We start from the raw sequence: 13,198 nt of genomic DNA on the forward strand, positions 1-13,198 counted from the left end.
ATAGCCGCCGCTCGACACGGCAGGCGGCATCGCTATCAGGGGCAGGAGGAAGGGTTTTCGCTTGGTCGCTCTGGTTTCAACCGTCGCCTATCTGGGGCTCGATGCACGCGCCGTGGAGGTGCAGTGCCAGGTGGCGGCCGGCATGCCGCGCTTTGCGGTGGTAGGCCTGCCCGACAAGGCCGTGGGCGAAAGCCGCGAGCGGGTGCAGTCCGCACTCGCCGCCATGGGCCTCGCCCTGCCGCCCAAGCGCATCACCATCAACCTGTCGCCCGCCGACCTGCCCAAGGAAGGCAGCCACTATGACCTGCCGATCGCGCTGGCCTTGCTGGCGGCGATGGGCGTGGCCGATGCCGAACAACTGACCGAATATGTCGCCGTGGGCGAACTGGCGCTGGATGGCCGGATCGTTGCCTCGCCCGGCGTGTTGCTGGCCGCCATGCACGCCAGCGAACGCGAACTGGGCCTGATCTGCCCCGCTGCCCAGGGCTCCGAAGCGCGTTGGGCCAGCGGCGTACCGGTGGTGGCCGCGCCCGATCTTGTCAGCCTGCTCAACCACCTCAAAGGCATCGGCCCCCTGCCCGACCCGCCACCGGGCGAAGTGGACGAACCCGACCACGGATCGGACCTGAAACAGGTCAAAGGCCAGGAAGTGGCCAAGCGCGCTCTCGAAATCGCTGCAGCGGGCGGGCACAACCTGCTGATGGTCGGGCCGCCGGGCGCAGGCAAAAGCCTGCTGGCGAGCTGTCTGCCGGGCATCCTCCCCCCGCTCACCGCTGCCGAGGCGCTGGAAGTGAGCATGGTCGCGAGCGTGGCGGGCACACTCGAAGGCGGCCGGATCAGCCGCACCCGCCCGTTCCGCGCGCCACACCATTCCGCCTCCATGGCCGCGCTCACCGGCGGCGGACTGAAAGTGCGTCCGGGCGAAGTCAGCCTGGCCCATCTCGGCGTGCTGTTCCTTGATGAACTGCCCGAATTCCAGCGCCCGGTGCTCGATTCGCTGCGCCAGCCGCTGGAAACGGGCAAGGTCGATGTGGCGCGGGCCAATGCCCATGTCAGCTTTCCAGCACGGGTGCAGCTGGTCGCCGCGATGAACCCGTGCCGCTGCGGGCACCTGGGCGATGCGGCGCTGGCCTGTTCGCGCGCGCCCCGCTGCGCGGCGGACTACCAGACGCGGGTGTCCGGTCCCATGCTCGACCGGATCGACCTGCATGTGGAAGTCGATCCCGTCAGCGCCGCCGACCTTGCCTTGCCCCCTCCCGCCGAAGGCAGCGCCCAGGTGGCCGCCCGCGTGCTGGCGGCCCGCACCTTGCAGACCGCACGCGGGGTGCGCTCCAACGCGGAGCTGGACGGCGAATTGCTGGAACAACACGCCACGCCCGACGATGCGGGCAAGCAGCTGCTGATGCAGGCCGCCGCCGCCATGCGCCTCTCTGCCCGGTCCTATACCCGCATGTTGCGCGTGGCGCGGACCATTGCCGACCTCGCCGGCAGTGAGCAGGTCACCCGGATCCATGTGGCCGAGGCGCTGAGCTATCGGCGGCAGGCGCCCCGTGCCTGAAGAAGAACAGAAGCCGCAGGTCACCGTGTCTGTCCCTCGCACCGCGCCGGGCAGGATGCACCTGCCCAAGGCCGTCCACATCCCCGCCGCAGTGCTGCTGGCGCTGATCTGGGCGGCCTGGCTGTCGCACCTGCCGACAGGCGACATGCGCGAATGGGGCATTTCGGCCCTCGCGCTGGAGCAGGGGCGATACGATACGATCGTGCTCAACATGTTCGCCCATGCGGGGCTGCTGCATATCGGGATGAACAGCGCGGTGCTGCTGGGCTTTGCCGGGCCGCTGGTCTGGGCGATGGGCGCGTCATTCGGCGACTGGACCGGGGGGAGCCTGCGGTTCTTCGCCTTCTACTTCCTGTCGGGACTGGCGGGGGCAGCGATGTTCGTCGGCCTCAACCCTGACGGCGCCATCCCGGCAGTCGGCGCATCGGGCGCGATTTCCGGCATGATCGGCTATGTCTCGCGGGTCGGCAGCAAGGGGCGGCTGCTGCCCTTGTTCAGCCGCGAACTGGGGCGGCGGATCTGGCAATTTGCCAAGGCCAATCTGATCCTGATCGCGATCTTTGCCGTGCCGTTCTTCCTGGGGGGCACCGGCATCATGATCGCATGGGAAGCGCACCTTGGCGGTTTCCTGTTCGGGCTTGTTGCTGCGGGGCTGTTCGACGGGGGGCGGCGTGGCTGATCTGGTGTTTCGCCCGGCCATGCGCCCGGCTGACGACGATCCCTTATGGGCGATCCTCGAACCGGTCGTGCGCGAAGGAACAACCTACCCCGTCGATCCCGGTGCCAGCCGCGAGCAGGTGTTCGCCTACTGGTTCGCATCGGACAAGCAGGTCTTCGTGGCGGAGACGGGCGGTGTGCTGGTCGGCACCTATTACCTGAAACCCAATTCCACCGGCCCCGCCGCCCATGTCGCCAACGCCGGATACATGGTCCATCCCGCAGCACGCGGACGCGGCGTGGCGCGGGCCATGGCGCACGACAGCTTTGCCCGCTCGGCGGTGCAGGGCTTCGCCGCCATGCAGTTCAACCTGGTGGTGGCGACGAATGCGGCAGCGCTGCACCTGTGGCAATCGGTCGGGATGGAAGAGGTGGGCCGCCTGCCCGATGCCTTCCGCCTGCCCGATGGCAGCACGGTCGATGCCCTGGTCATGTATCGTAAGCTGGAAGGCGCGCAATGATCGGACTGTTCCTCCTCGCGCTGGCGCTGGCCGCCGATGCCTTTGCCGTTTCCATCGCGCGCGGGGCGGGCGGGCAGCATTCGCTGGGCCGCGCGCTGGAAACCGGGCTGGTGTTTGGTGCGGCGCAGGGACTCATGCCGCTGCTGGGGTGGAGCCTTGGCGCACTGTTCGCCGGATGGATCGAGGCATTCGACCACTGGATCGCCTTTGGGCTGCTGACCTTCCTCGGCATACGCATGCTCATCGCCGCCTTTTCCGCCGATGCGGAGGACGCGGTGGAGGGCGCGGGCACCAGCTTGCGCGCGCACTGGCTGGCCTTGGGAGCAGCGGCAATCGCCACCTCGATCGATGCTGCCGCTGCCGGGCTGACATTGGATCTGTTCGGCTATCCGGTGTGGCTCGCCTGCGCGGTGATCGCGCTGGTTACAGCCGCGCTGTGCGTGCCGGGATACTGGTTCGCCAGCCGCATCGGCGGGAAATATGGCCGCTTGGCGGAAGGGGCCGGCGGCGTGGTGCTGGTGGGGCTGGGCGCGAAGATCCTGCTCGAACACCTGGGCTAGACGCAGGCGGACCAAGGCTCAGCAGCAGCCGGGGCCGCCCTTGCCCACATCCTCGCGCTTCTGCCAGGCAAGATCGTGCCAGCCCAGTTCGCGCCCGTCGTCCGCGTGGATGGCGATGGGGGCCACCGGCTGGCCGTTCGCGGCATCGACCAGGACAAGTTCGGGATCGACATTCACCCCGTGCTTTTCGCCCCACTGGCGCAGCGCCAGCATGGCGGGCAGCAGGTCCACGCCCTTGGGCGTCAGGCGGTATTCGATCTTGCGCTTGTCCACCGCGCAGGGCTCGCGCGTCAGCACGCCGTGCTCCACCAGCCGCCCCAGCCGGTTGGACAGGATGTTGCGGGCAATGCCCAGTTCGCTGGAAAATTCCTCGAAATGGATGAAGCCGTTGAAGGCGGCGCGCAGGATCAGGAACGACCACCGCTCGCCCATGACTTCAAGCGCCTGCGGCAAGCCGCAATCGGTCATGTCCCGCAACTGTTCGCGCAATTCACCCATCGCTCGGTCCCATTCCTGTATTCGTCCTACAACCAATCGGGACAAAGCCAAAAAAATTCGCTTCGCGCAGCAATTCCCGTTGCATTTTGAAATGCACCAACATAGGTAGCGATTCGAAACCAGTTGTTCAATGAAACTGTTGAGAAGGAATCGCCATGTCGCTCCGCCCCCGCTTCGCCATTCTTGCCGCCATGGCTGTCGGTCTGTCGCTGGCCCCTGCGGCCATTTCGGCCCAGGCGCCTGCCGCGCGGTTTACGGCCGAGCTGGCCGCGCCGGTTGCCGATGCGCGGGTGGTGGCAGGCGGCATTGCCTGGCGGTGTGAAGGCACGACCTGTTCGGCCCCCGTCAACGGAACCCGGCCCTTGCGCGTCTGCCGCGAACTGAATCGCAAGCTCGGCCAGGTTGTAAGCTTCTCGGCCGGGGACGCGGTGTTGGCAGAGGCTGACCTCGCCCGCTGCAACGGCTGAACACCCTTCCAGTCCCGCAATCCATCCCGGGACAAGCCTCAGGGCCTCGGCACATTGCGTGCCGGGGCCTTTTTGTCGTCAGGCGATCAGGCCGTGGGCCGCAAGGTCCGCTTCGAGCGCTGCGGCATCGGTGAACAGGTGGCCGTGCCAGCCCAGCGCCCGGGCTGCGGCGATATTGTCGGCCCGATCGTCGATAAACAGCAGGTCAGTCCCCGCCAGCCCCGCACGCCGTTCCAGCACGGCATAAATCTGCGGGTGCGGCTTGGCGCAGCGTTCCTCGCCGGAAATCACGCAATCGGCAAAGTGATCGAAAATGCGCGACTGCGGACGGAGCTTGGCCCAGAATTCGGCCCCGAAGTTGGACAGGGCGAACTGCTTCACCCCGCGCGCGCCCAGTCGCTCGACCAGCGCATGGGTGCCCGGCACCGCGTGCGGCAGGGTTTCCACGAACCGTTCGACATAGGCGTCGATCAGGTCCGAATGCCGGGGATGGAGCGCTTTGAGTTCCGGCACCATCTCGGCCAGCGGGCGTCCGGCATCGCTCTGGAAATGCCATTCTTCGGTCACCACGTTCGCTACGAACCATTCCAGTTCGTCCGGATCGGCGATCAGCTTGGCAAACAGGAACCGCAGGTTCCACTGGTAGAGGACGCGGCCCACGTCCCACACAACCGCGACCGGACGGCCCATCCGCTCCTGACCCTCAGACATGCAAAAAGCCCCCGCGGTGGCGGGGGCTTTGCAAAAGACCCGAACCGCGAACAGGTCGCGGCACGGCCGGCATCAGCCCTGGCGGGCCTTGAAGCGGCGGTTGGTCTTGTTGATGACATAGACCCGGCCGCGACGACGGATCACGCGGTTGTCGCGGTGACGGCCCTTGAGCGACTTGAGGCTGTTGACGATCTTCATGACTACAAATCCTGAAAAATAAGCGGCACCGGAGTTTGTCTCTCCGATGCCGGAATTCATGGAGGCGCGGTTACGCAAGCCCCCCTGCAAAGTCAACAGGAGTCAGGCGTGGTTTAGGCGGCAGACTGATGGTTCTGCGGCAGGTCGGCCAGTTTCCGCTCCCAGGCCAGCGCATGGGCGACGATTTCGTCGAGATCGGCATGGCGTGGAACCCACGGCAGGGTCGCCTTGATGCGGCCAGGATCGGACACCAGCGAATCGGGATCGCCTGCGCGGCGCGGGCCGAGCACGCGGGTCAGTGTGCCGCCGGTTACCCGGTCCACCGCATCAAGCACTTCGAACACCGAGAAACCCCGGCCATAGCCGCAGTTCATCGTCAGCGAGCTTTCCGGCTGCTCCACCAGTGCATCGAGCGCCAGCACATGGGCCTGGGCGAGGTCGCTGACATGGATATAGTCGCGCACGCCGGTGCCATCGGGCGTGGCATAGTCGGTGCCGAACACCCCCACGCTGGGCCGCATGCCCAGCGCAGCTTCCACCGCCACCTTGATGAGGTGTGTCGCGCCTGCGGTCGATTGACCCGAGCGACCCTGCGGATCGGCCCCTGCCACGTTGAAATACCGGAGCGCGCAATAGTTGAAAGGATGCGCAAAGGCCGTGTCGGCCAGCATCTGCTCGGTCATCAGCTTGGACCAGCCATAGGGATTGATCGGCTGCTTCGGGATGTCTTCCGATACCGGCGACACTGCAGGAATGCCATAGGTCGCCGCCGTGCTCGAAAAGATCATGTGCGGCACGCCCGCCTTGACCACGGCTTCGATCAGCGCCCGGCTCTTGGCAGTATTGTTGTGATAGTACTTGAGCGGATCCTCGACCGATTCGGGCACGATGATCGATCCGGCAAAATGCATCACCGCGCCAATCTGCTGTTCGGCAAAAATCCGCGCCAGCAGCGCCTCGTCCGCCACATCCCCCTCGTAGAAGGCGACATCGTCGGGTATGGCGAAGCGGAAACCGGTTGAAAGGTTGTCGATTACGGCCACCGGGGTGCCACGGTCGCGCAGGGCCAGCACCGCGTGGCTGCCGATATAGCCGGCGCCACCTGTGACAAGTACGGGGAGTGAAGTGCTCATGCAGTCGCGATACCACCACAAGGCAAAGCAAGCATTAACTGTGAGCACCAATAATCGCACCATTGGTCTCGAAGCCGCAACCCTTCGCCTTTTCAGGCGTTTGGCTGGCATGAACCGATCCCTGATCCTCTCCGCCCTTGCCGCCACCACGCTGGCAGCCTGTTCCACCCCCGCATGGGTCTCGCCGGTCGAGGTCACGCGGTTTGTCGGCTCCGCCCCGGCGCAGCTGGGCACGGGCACGATCAGCATTTCATCGGACTCCATGCTGGCAGACGCTTCTGTCGAATATGGCCTCTATCGCGATGCCCTGGCGGCCGAGCTGGCGGCGCTGGGCTATCGCGTGGTCGATGGCCAGGCGGCGCAGGTGGCCACCCTGTCCGTTGACGAGCGGGTGGTTCCTGCAGGCCAGCGGCGCGGCCCTGTCAGCGTGGGCGGAGGTGCTGGCGTTGGCTCCTATGGATCGAGCGTGGGCCTCGGCCTCGGTATCGACCTGACACCGCCCCCCGCCGACCGGGTTGAGCGCGAGGTTGCCGTCACCATCCGGCCCGCGGCGGGCGGCCAGAACCTGTGGGAAGGGCGGGCGACCTATGCCGCCACGGTCAACCACGAACTCGCCCAGCCAGCCACCGCCGCGACGCGCTCGATGGGTGCACTGTTCGCCGATTTCCCGGGCAATTCGGGCGAGACGGTCGAATTCGAATGAGTGATATCCAGGTCAATGCCGCATTCGATTCGGGCAACATCGAGGTGCTGGAAATTTCCGGCACCAAGGCGCGCCTCGCCATCCGCAAGGACAAGGACAGCGAGTTCTTCCAGTGGTTCCATTTCCGGGTTTCGGGCTGTGGCGGACGCGAAATTGAGCTGAAGATCACCGGGCTGGAGCAATCGGCCTATCCAGGTGGCTGGCCGGACTATCGCGCCTGCTATTCTGAAGACCGCGCCTACTGGGGGCGCGCCGACACGAGCTATGACAAGGCCGAACAGGGCGGCACGCTGACGATCCGCTTCCAGCCAGTGGGAGACCTCGCCTGGTTCGCCTATTTCGCGCCCTATTCTTGGGAGCAGCACCAGGACCTGGTGGCCGATGCGGCCCTGTGCGAGGGCGTGACGCACCGCACGCTCGGCCTTACGCTTGATGGACGCACCATCGACTGCCTCGACCTCGGCACAGGTGACAAGCAGGTCTGGCTCTATGCCCGCCAGCATCCGGGCGAATCGATGGCCGAATGGTGGATGGACGGGGCACTCGACATGCTGTGCGACCCGTCGGACCCCGTCGGCCGCCGCCTGCGCCAGCTCTGCACTTTCCATGTGGTGCCCAACTGCAATCCCGATGGCTCAGTTCGCGGGCACCTGCGCACCAATGCAGCAGGCGTGAACCTCAACCGCGAATGGGCCAATCCCTCGCCCGAGCGCTCACCCGAAGTGCTGGCGATCCGCAACGCGATGGACGCCACGGGCGTCCACTTCGCGATGGACGTGCACGGGGACGAGGCGATTGCCGCCAATTTCCTCGCCGGGTTCGAGGGCATTCCCTCATGGACCGACGAACAGGGCGCGGGCTTCAAGCTCTATCGCCAGATCCTCGAACGCCGCACGCCCGACTTCCAGACCGCGCTGGGCTATCCAGCCGCAGGGCCGGGCAAGGCCAACCTGTCGATGAGCACCAACCAGCTGGCCGAACGCTTTGGAGCAGTGGCGATGACGCTGGAAATGCCGTTCAAGGACCACGATCCCCTGCCCGACCTGGCACAAGGGTGGAGTCCGGAACGCTGCCAGGCGCTGGGCCGCGATTGCCTCGGCGCGCTGCTCGAATGGCTGGAGCAGCGCTGAGAGGTTAGGGTTCGAACCCTAGTCTGCGCGGGTTCCGGTCACCGGGATATTGCCGAAATCGCTGGCCACCGTGGCGGTCAGCGCATCGCCTTCGACATTGCCGGTATAGGCCAGCACCATCGGCCCCTAAGGCCCGGCGAGGTTACGCTTGAACGAGAAGCTCGCGCCTTCGACCACCACGTCGCTGACCGAGCCTTCCATCGGCGGCATTCCTTCGGCGGGCGCATCTTCGATGGTGACGAGATAGCCGCCCTCGTCCTCAATCACGGTGACCGTGCTGGCAAAGGTGCCGAAATCGGTCACGGCTTGCGTATTCCACACGCCGACAACCGGCGAATCCTGCGCCAAGGCAGGCATGGCGACCAGCGATGCAACCAGTGCAACCCCGGCAAAACGAACAATTTTCATGGCTCAACCCTCTCCGAAAAGTCCCTCGGCGGGCAGGCTATGCCGATCAGGGTTTGGTTGCAATCGCATCCGGCCCGAAGGCATCGGGCAGCAGGTCCGACAGGTGCCACTCACGCGCCCCTCCGGTTCCCGCGCCCAGCACTAACGGGTCGCTACCATCAAGTCCGGCAAGCTCGGTCAGCACCTGGCGGCACCGCCCGCAGGGGCTGATCTCGGCTGCGTCGGGACCGGACACCGCCACTGCCACCAGTCCGCCGCGCCGCCCTTCGCTCATGGCTTTCGCCACCGCGACAGTCTCGGCGCAGAGCGACAGGCCGTAACTGGCATTCTCGACATTGGCGCCGGTCACCACCGCACCATCGGCAAACAGCAGCGCCGCGCCCACGCGGAACTGCGAATAGGGCGCATGGGCCATGTCCGCCGCCGCGCGGGCCGCTTCGACCAGGGCTTCGCGATCAAAACTCACGGTTGCACCACCACCCAGCGTACCGGCTGGCTGGTCACATCGCTCCACAGGCGCGGGTTGGCGGTCCACAGGGTGAAAGGCCGTCCGGCATATTCGGGCTGGAGGAAGGCGCGATCGAGCCACAGGTTGCGTTCTATCCGCGCGGCAATGGGGTGGCGCTGCTGGAAGTCCTCGCCCAGTTTCAGGATCGCGGCCTGGCCCATGTGGCTTTCCACCTGGTTGATGAAAGTGGTGAGTTCGCTTTCCACGCCCGCCTCGGTCACCGGATCGGCGCATTCGGCAGCAGTAGTTTCCAACGCGATCACCGGCGGCAGCATGGCCGCATCGCGCGGCACGATGGTGACGAAATTGCCCGCCTGCCGCTCGGCCGGAAGGCACGGATCATAGGCATGGACCACGCCATAGGGCAGGTCTGCCGCAGCCAGCGCGCGCAGGTTCTCTGCCAGCATGGCGTCGCGTTCGCGCTCGCCCTTGCTCGCCTCGATATAGGCGAAATTGGCACCCACGGCCGTCAGGGCGCGGAAATCCACCGGCCCGTCGGCCGCGCCCACCAGCACGCCCTGGGTGGGAAACTCGGCGCGCGACGGGGTCCAGTGCTGGGCGGTCCACCACAGCCACACAGCGCCCGCCAGAGCCAGCAACACCACTGCTGCGGCAATGCGCGTCCGCCAGGACAATGCCCTTTTCCTGCCCATGATTGCTTGAACCGACCCCGCTGCCTCAGGCTTTTATATGCAGCACGCAGACCAATGTGAACAGCCGCCTTGCCGTATCGAAATCGGTTTCGATCTTGCCATCAAGCACTTCGACGAGGTGCCGCGTGCCGCGATCGTGGATCGCCCTGCGGGCCATGTCGAGCGTTTCGATCTCGGCTGCCGTGGCCTTCCTCAGCGCCTTGTAATAGGAATCGCAGATGGCGAAATATTCGCGGATCACCCGCCGCAGCCGCGCCAGCCCCAGACCGATGGTGCCCGCATCTTCGCCGACATGATCGCGCAAGCTGATCGCCAGCTTGCCGTCGATCACCGACAGGTGCAGCGCCCACGGACCATGGTGCCCCCGCTCCAGCGCGCGCAGCGGGATGAAGCTGTTGGCCTCCACCAGGTCGCGCAGGGCCACGGCCCGCTCGCTTTCCACTTGCTCGCTGCGCGCCAGGATCGTCGCCTCGTCGAGGGTGATGGAGGCGATCCGGTCGAGGTGGGCGGCAGGTGTCATGGGGCAGCGGGTTTCGCAGACCCGGCGCAGTGCTGCAAATGCGAAATGCAGACCAGGGCGCGAAATGCGGCGGCGAAAAGTTCTTCCCGCTATCCACAGGGGGCTAGGGCGAGTTCGGCCCCTTGGCATCTTGCGATAGGCCGCGCGGGCGCGCATCAGGCCCCTATGACCGATGAAGAGCTGCTGATCCGCCCTCAATCCTCTGCCGGAACAACCGGCAATGCCGAACCTGCCGGCCGCGCTCTGCCCGCCAACATGGAGGCCGAGGCCGCCTTCCTCGGTGCCGTGCTGATCGACAACCGCGTGCTGGAGGAACTGACCGTTCCCCTGCGGCCCGAGCATTTCTTCGTCCCGGTCCACGCCCGCGTGTTCGAGCGGGTGCTGACCCTGGTTGACCGGCAGATGGTGGTCACGCCGGTTACCCTGAAACCCTATTTCGAGACCGACGAGGCGCTGAGGGACCTGGGCGGCACGGCCTACCTTGCGCGGCTGACGGCCGACGGCCAGGGCTTGCTCGCCCCACGAGAACTGGCCCAGCAGATCTATGACCTGGCGCTGCTGCGCGAACTGGTCAGCGTCGGCCGCGAACTGGTGGAAAGCGCGCTCGACACCTCGGTCGAAGTAGAACCGATGCGCCAGATCGAGGAGGCCGAAGCCGCGCTCTATCGCGTGGCCGAAGGCGCCTCCAGCGGGAACGAGGCCGAAAGCTTCCGGCAATCCAGCGTCGCCGCCCTGCAGCAGATCGAGCGGGCGCTCAATTCAGGCGGCCACATCTCCGGCAAGACCACGGGCCTCAGCGACCTCAACAGCAAGGTCGGCGGCCTACACGACAGCGATCTCATAATCCTCGCCGGCCGTCCCGCCATGGGCAAGACGTCGCTGGCCATGAACATCGCCTTCAATTGCGCGCACCGCTACCAGACCGACCTGAAGGACGGGATCGATCCCGCCAAGTCGGTCGGCTCGCCCGTCGCCTTCTTCAGCCTGGAAATGAGCGCCGACCAGCTCGCTACCCGTATCCTGGCCGAACAGTCGGAAATCAGCAGTGAACTCTTGCGCATGGGCAAAATCAGCCGCGACGATTTCCAGCGCATCTCGTTCGCCAGCCAGCGGCTCGCCAACCTGCCGCTGTACATCGACGATACCCCAGCCCTGTCGATCGCTGCCCTGCGCGCCCGCGCCAGGCGGCTGAAGCGGCGGCACGATATCGGGCTGGTGGTGGTCGATTACCTGCAGCTGCTGCAAGGTTCGGGCCGGGGCAACGACAACCGGGTGAACGAGATTTCCGAGATCAGCCGGGGCCTCAAGACCCTGGCCAAGGAACTGTCTGTGCCGGTAATCGCCCTGTCGCAGCTGTCCCGCGCGGTGGAAAGTCGCGAGGACAAGCGCCCGCAGCTGTCCGACCTGCGCGAATCGGGCTCGATCGAGCAGGACGCCGACATGGTGTGGTTCATTTTCCGCGAGGAGTATTACCACAACGCCGCCAAGCCCGAGGATCCGAGCGAGACCAGTTCGGCCGATGCCATCGCCAAGTACGACACCTGGATGGCGCGGCATCTGGAAGTGATGAACAAGGCCACGGTCATCATTTCCAAGCAGCGCCACGGCTCGACCGGCAATGTCCAGCTGATGTTCCAGAGCGAGTTCACCAAGTTCGGCGACCTTCATCCGGGACAGCGCAGCGACTTCGAGTGATCCGCCCCTAAAGCCCCAGGTTGAGGCGGCGGCTGACGGTGTAGTCGATCACACCCACCAGCAGCCAGCTCGCCATCCATTTCAGCCGGGTGAGCCCGCCGCCCTTGGCCGCCAGCACTTGCGGCGTGATCGCCTCGGACGCGGCAATGTGGTGGTCGATATGGGCGCGCATCCGCTCGGCCAGCCCGGCGTCCTCGATCCTGAGTACGATCTCTAGGTTGAGGTAGAGGCTGCGCATGTCGAAGTTGGCACTGCCGAGATAGACCGCGTCATCCAGCACGATCAGCTTGGTGTGCAGCTTGGTGGGCTGGAACTCCCAGATCTTCGCCCCGGCCTTCAGCAGGCGGCGATAGAGCAGGCGGCTCGCCCCGATGGTGGCGCCGTTGTCGGACTTGCCGGCCATCAGCAACCGGGTCTGCCCGTGCGACGCGACCTGCCGCATCCGCCTGCGCAGGCGGCGCGGGGGCGTGAAGTAGGCCATCATCATGTCCATCCGGCGGCAATGGATCAGGTCCTCGCCCACGGCCCTGGCCCAGGTGGACAGCCCGCGTGTTGGCCCGCCGATCAACAGCCGCACCGGCCCCGTCCCCGCGTCCCATTCGCGCACGGCACGGCGGATGGCGAGGAACTGCGCCCTGGGACGGGCGACCCAGTCCTCCAGCTGGCCGAACCACTCCTCTATCCGCGCCACGACCGGCCCTTCGATGGTGAAGGCAAGGTCGTTCCACCCCTCGGCCTCGGGGGAGGCGAAGTAGGCATCGGATACGTTGAAACCACCCATCATGGCCAACCGCCCGTCGGCGATCACCATCTTCTGGTGATTGCGGATGAGATAGCGGCGTGTCCACTTGGGATGGAAGCGCAGGAAAGTCCCGCCCGCCTCCACCAGCGGGGCGAACCATTCCTCCTCGGCATTGGCGCCAAAGCCGTCCACGATCACGCAGACATCGACCCCGCGCCCGGCAGCAGCGGCCAGGGCATCGCGCACCCTTCCTCCCGATGCGTCACACTCAAAGATATAGAACACCATCTTGAGGCTGGCCCGCGCCCCGTCGATCATGGCCAGCAGGTGCTCGAGCCGGTCAGGCCCGCCGGGAAGGAATTCGAGCGACAGCCCGACAGCCTCGACAGCGAAGGGCGGCGGGTCGCGGAACGCCGCTGCTGTCTGGATTTGCTCTGCCATCGGCCCGCTTGTAGCGAGGTCGGGCACCGGGGAAAACCTTGACGCTGGCAGCATGCCCGCCTATCTGCCCCACCTTACCGCACAAGCTGCCCTGA

At 66.0% G+C, this 13,198-nt stretch carries 17 protein-coding genes; 8 read left to right on the forward strand and 9 right to left on the reverse strand.

Features of this window, described 5'->3' with window-relative positions:
* Positions 1–61: 61 nt before the first annotated feature.
* Genes M3P36_RS10465 through M3P36_RS10480 form a run of 4 tightly spaced genes read left to right on the forward strand, consistent with a single transcriptional unit; the run spans position 62 to position 3,296 of the window.
* Positions 62–1,558 carry a YifB family Mg chelatase-like AAA ATPase gene (locus tag M3P36_RS10465; RefSeq protein ID WP_249703202.1) on the forward strand — a complete coding sequence of 499 codons (1,497 nt, stop codon included), beginning with the start codon at positions 62–64 and terminating at the stop codon, positions 1,556–1,558.
* Entirely contained in the window at positions 1,551–2,237 is a 687-nt protein-coding gene (locus M3P36_RS10470) for a rhomboid family intramembrane serine protease (protein ID WP_249703203.1), read from the forward strand. Before M3P36_RS10465 ends, M3P36_RS10470 begins: the two co-directional genes overlap by 8 nt.
* Complete coding sequence (locus M3P36_RS10475; RefSeq protein ID WP_349630568.1) at positions 2,230–2,736, forward strand: GNAT family N-acetyltransferase; 507 nt, start codon at positions 2,230–2,232, stop codon at positions 2,734–2,736. The genes M3P36_RS10470 and M3P36_RS10475 overlap by 8 nt, the downstream gene beginning before the upstream one ends.
* Positions 2,733–3,296 (forward strand): manganese efflux pump MntP, encoded by a 564-nt coding sequence (locus M3P36_RS10480; protein ID WP_249703204.1) that lies wholly within the window; start codon positions 2,733–2,735, stop codon positions 3,294–3,296. The genes M3P36_RS10475 and M3P36_RS10480 overlap by 4 nt, the downstream gene beginning before the upstream one ends.
* A gap of 18 nt (positions 3,297–3,314) precedes the next feature.
* On the opposite strand, the gene M3P36_RS10485 is transcribed toward M3P36_RS10480, so the two are convergent.
* On the reverse strand, positions 3,315–3,794 hold the full coding sequence (locus M3P36_RS10485; RefSeq protein WP_249703205.1) for a winged helix-turn-helix transcriptional regulator: 480 nt from the start codon (positions 3,792–3,794) through the stop codon (positions 3,315–3,317).
* 155 nt (positions 3,795–3,949) lie between these two features.
* On the opposite strand from M3P36_RS10485, the gene M3P36_RS10490 reads away from it, so the two are divergent.
* Positions 3,950–4,261: a DUF8200 family protein gene (locus M3P36_RS10490; RefSeq protein ID WP_249703206.1), complete on the forward strand. Its 312-nt coding sequence runs from the start codon at positions 3,950–3,952 to the stop codon at positions 4,259–4,261.
* 78 nt (positions 4,262–4,339) lie between these two features.
* Here M3P36_RS10490 and M3P36_RS10495 read toward each other — a convergent pair whose 3' ends face one another.
* The 3 genes from M3P36_RS10495 to galE form a co-directional block, all read right to left on the reverse strand.
* Entirely contained in the window at positions 4,340–4,972 is a 633-nt protein-coding gene (locus tag M3P36_RS10495) for an HAD family hydrolase (RefSeq protein WP_249703207.1), read from the reverse strand.
* 72 nt (positions 4,973–5,044) lie between these two features.
* Positions 5,045–5,170 carry a type B 50S ribosomal protein L36 gene (gene ykgO / locus M3P36_RS10500; RefSeq protein ID WP_033920696.1) on the reverse strand — a complete coding sequence of 42 codons (126 nt, stop codon included), beginning with the start codon at positions 5,168–5,170 and terminating at the stop codon, positions 5,045–5,047.
* A gap of 113 nt (positions 5,171–5,283) precedes the next feature.
* Entirely contained in the window at positions 5,284–6,303 is a 1,020-nt protein-coding gene (gene galE, locus M3P36_RS10505; RefSeq protein ID WP_249703208.1) for a UDP-glucose 4-epimerase GalE, read from the reverse strand.
* Between the two features lie 109 nt (positions 6,304–6,412).
* On the opposite strand from galE, the gene M3P36_RS10510 reads away from it, so the two are divergent.
* Both M3P36_RS10510 and M3P36_RS10515 read left to right on the forward strand, forming a co-directional pair.
* Entirely contained in the window at positions 6,413–7,006 is a 594-nt protein-coding gene (locus M3P36_RS10510; RefSeq protein ID WP_249703209.1) for a hypothetical protein, read from the forward strand.
* Positions 7,003–8,136 carry a M14 family metallopeptidase gene (locus M3P36_RS10515; RefSeq protein WP_249703210.1) on the forward strand — a complete coding sequence of 378 codons (1,134 nt, stop codon included), beginning with the start codon at positions 7,003–7,005 and terminating at the stop codon, positions 8,134–8,136. The genes M3P36_RS10510 and M3P36_RS10515 overlap by 4 nt, the downstream gene beginning before the upstream one ends.
* Before the next feature lie 126 nt (positions 8,137–8,262).
* Here the strand turns inward: M3P36_RS10515 and M3P36_RS10520 are convergent, their stop codons facing one another.
* Genes M3P36_RS10520 through M3P36_RS10535 form a run of 4 tightly spaced genes read right to left on the reverse strand, consistent with a single transcriptional unit; the run spans position 8,263 to position 10,225 of the window.
* Complete coding sequence (locus M3P36_RS10520; protein ID WP_249703211.1) at positions 8,263–8,544, reverse strand: hypothetical protein; 282 nt, start codon at positions 8,542–8,544, stop codon at positions 8,263–8,265.
* Between the two features lie 46 nt (positions 8,545–8,590).
* Positions 8,591–9,010, reverse strand: coding sequence for a cytidine deaminase (locus M3P36_RS10525; RefSeq protein ID WP_349630569.1), 420 nt, complete (start codon positions 9,008–9,010; stop codon positions 8,591–8,593).
* A complete protein-coding gene (locus M3P36_RS10530; protein ID WP_249703212.1) occupies positions 9,007–9,687 on the reverse strand; it encodes a glycoside hydrolase family 25 protein in 681 nt (226 codons plus the stop codon). The genes M3P36_RS10525 and M3P36_RS10530 overlap by 4 nt, the downstream gene beginning before the upstream one ends.
* A gap of 43 nt (positions 9,688–9,730) precedes the next feature.
* Positions 9,731–10,225 (reverse strand): UPF0262 family protein, encoded by a 495-nt coding sequence (locus M3P36_RS10535; protein WP_249703213.1) that lies wholly within the window; start codon positions 10,223–10,225, stop codon positions 9,731–9,733.
* A 165-nt stretch (positions 10,226–10,390) separates the two neighbouring features.
* On the opposite strand from M3P36_RS10535, the gene M3P36_RS10540 reads away from it, so the two are divergent.
* Entirely contained in the window at positions 10,391–11,920 is a 1,530-nt protein-coding gene (locus M3P36_RS10540; RefSeq protein ID WP_249703214.1) for a replicative DNA helicase, read from the forward strand.
* 7 nt (positions 11,921–11,927) lie between these two features.
* Here M3P36_RS10540 and M3P36_RS10545 read toward each other — a convergent pair whose 3' ends face one another.
* A complete protein-coding gene (locus M3P36_RS10545; RefSeq protein ID WP_249703215.1) occupies positions 11,928–13,103 on the reverse strand; it encodes a phospholipase D-like domain-containing protein in 1,176 nt (391 codons plus the stop codon).
* Positions 13,104–13,198 lie beyond the last annotated feature (95 nt).

It is taken from the genome of Altererythrobacter sp. KTW20L (genome assembly GCF_023501975.1).
Taxonomy (GTDB): Bacteria; Pseudomonadota; Alphaproteobacteria; order Sphingomonadales; family Sphingomonadaceae; genus Alteraurantiacibacter.

Bases quoted from the DNA above. Each gene is read 5' to 3' on its own strand.
- M3P36_RS10520 (WP_249703211.1), bottom strand. From the start codon at position 8,544: ATGAAAATTGTTCGTTTTGCCGGGGTTGCACTGGTTGCATCGCTGGTC.
- M3P36_RS10545 (WP_249703215.1), bottom strand. From the start codon at position 13,103: ATGGCAGAGCAAATCCAGACAGCAGCGGCGTTCCGCGACCCGCCGCCC.
- M3P36_RS10515 (WP_249703210.1), top strand. From the start codon at position 7,003: ATGAGTGATATCCAGGTCAATGCCGCATTCGATTCGGGCAACATCGAG.
- M3P36_RS10540 (WP_249703214.1), top strand. From the start codon at position 10,391: ATGACCGATGAAGAGCTGCTGATCCGCCCTCAATCCTCTGCCGGAACA.
- M3P36_RS10535 (WP_249703213.1), bottom strand. From the start codon at position 10,225: ATGACACCTGCCGCCCACCTCGACCGGATCGCCTCCATCACCCTCGAC.
- M3P36_RS10495 (WP_249703207.1), bottom strand. From the start codon at position 4,972: ATGTCTGAGGGTCAGGAGCGGATGGGCCGTCCGGTCGCGGTTGTGTGG.
- M3P36_RS10510 (WP_249703209.1), top strand. From the start codon at position 6,413: ATGAACCGATCCCTGATCCTCTCCGCCCTTGCCGCCACCACGCTGGCA.
- M3P36_RS10480 (WP_249703204.1), top strand. From the start codon at position 2,733: ATGATCGGACTGTTCCTCCTCGCGCTGGCGCTGGCCGCCGATGCCTTT.
- M3P36_RS10490 (WP_249703206.1), top strand. From the start codon at position 3,950: ATGTCGCTCCGCCCCCGCTTCGCCATTCTTGCCGCCATGGCTGTCGGT.
- M3P36_RS10485 (WP_249703205.1), bottom strand. From the start codon at position 3,794: ATGGGTGAATTGCGCGAACAGTTGCGGGACATGACCGATTGCGGCTTG.
- ykgO (WP_033920696.1), bottom strand. From the start codon at position 5,170: ATGAAGATCGTCAACAGCCTCAAGTCGCTCAAGGGCCGTCACCGCGAC.
- galE (WP_249703208.1), bottom strand. From the start codon at position 6,303: ATGAGCACTTCACTCCCCGTACTTGTCACAGGTGGCGCCGGCTATATC.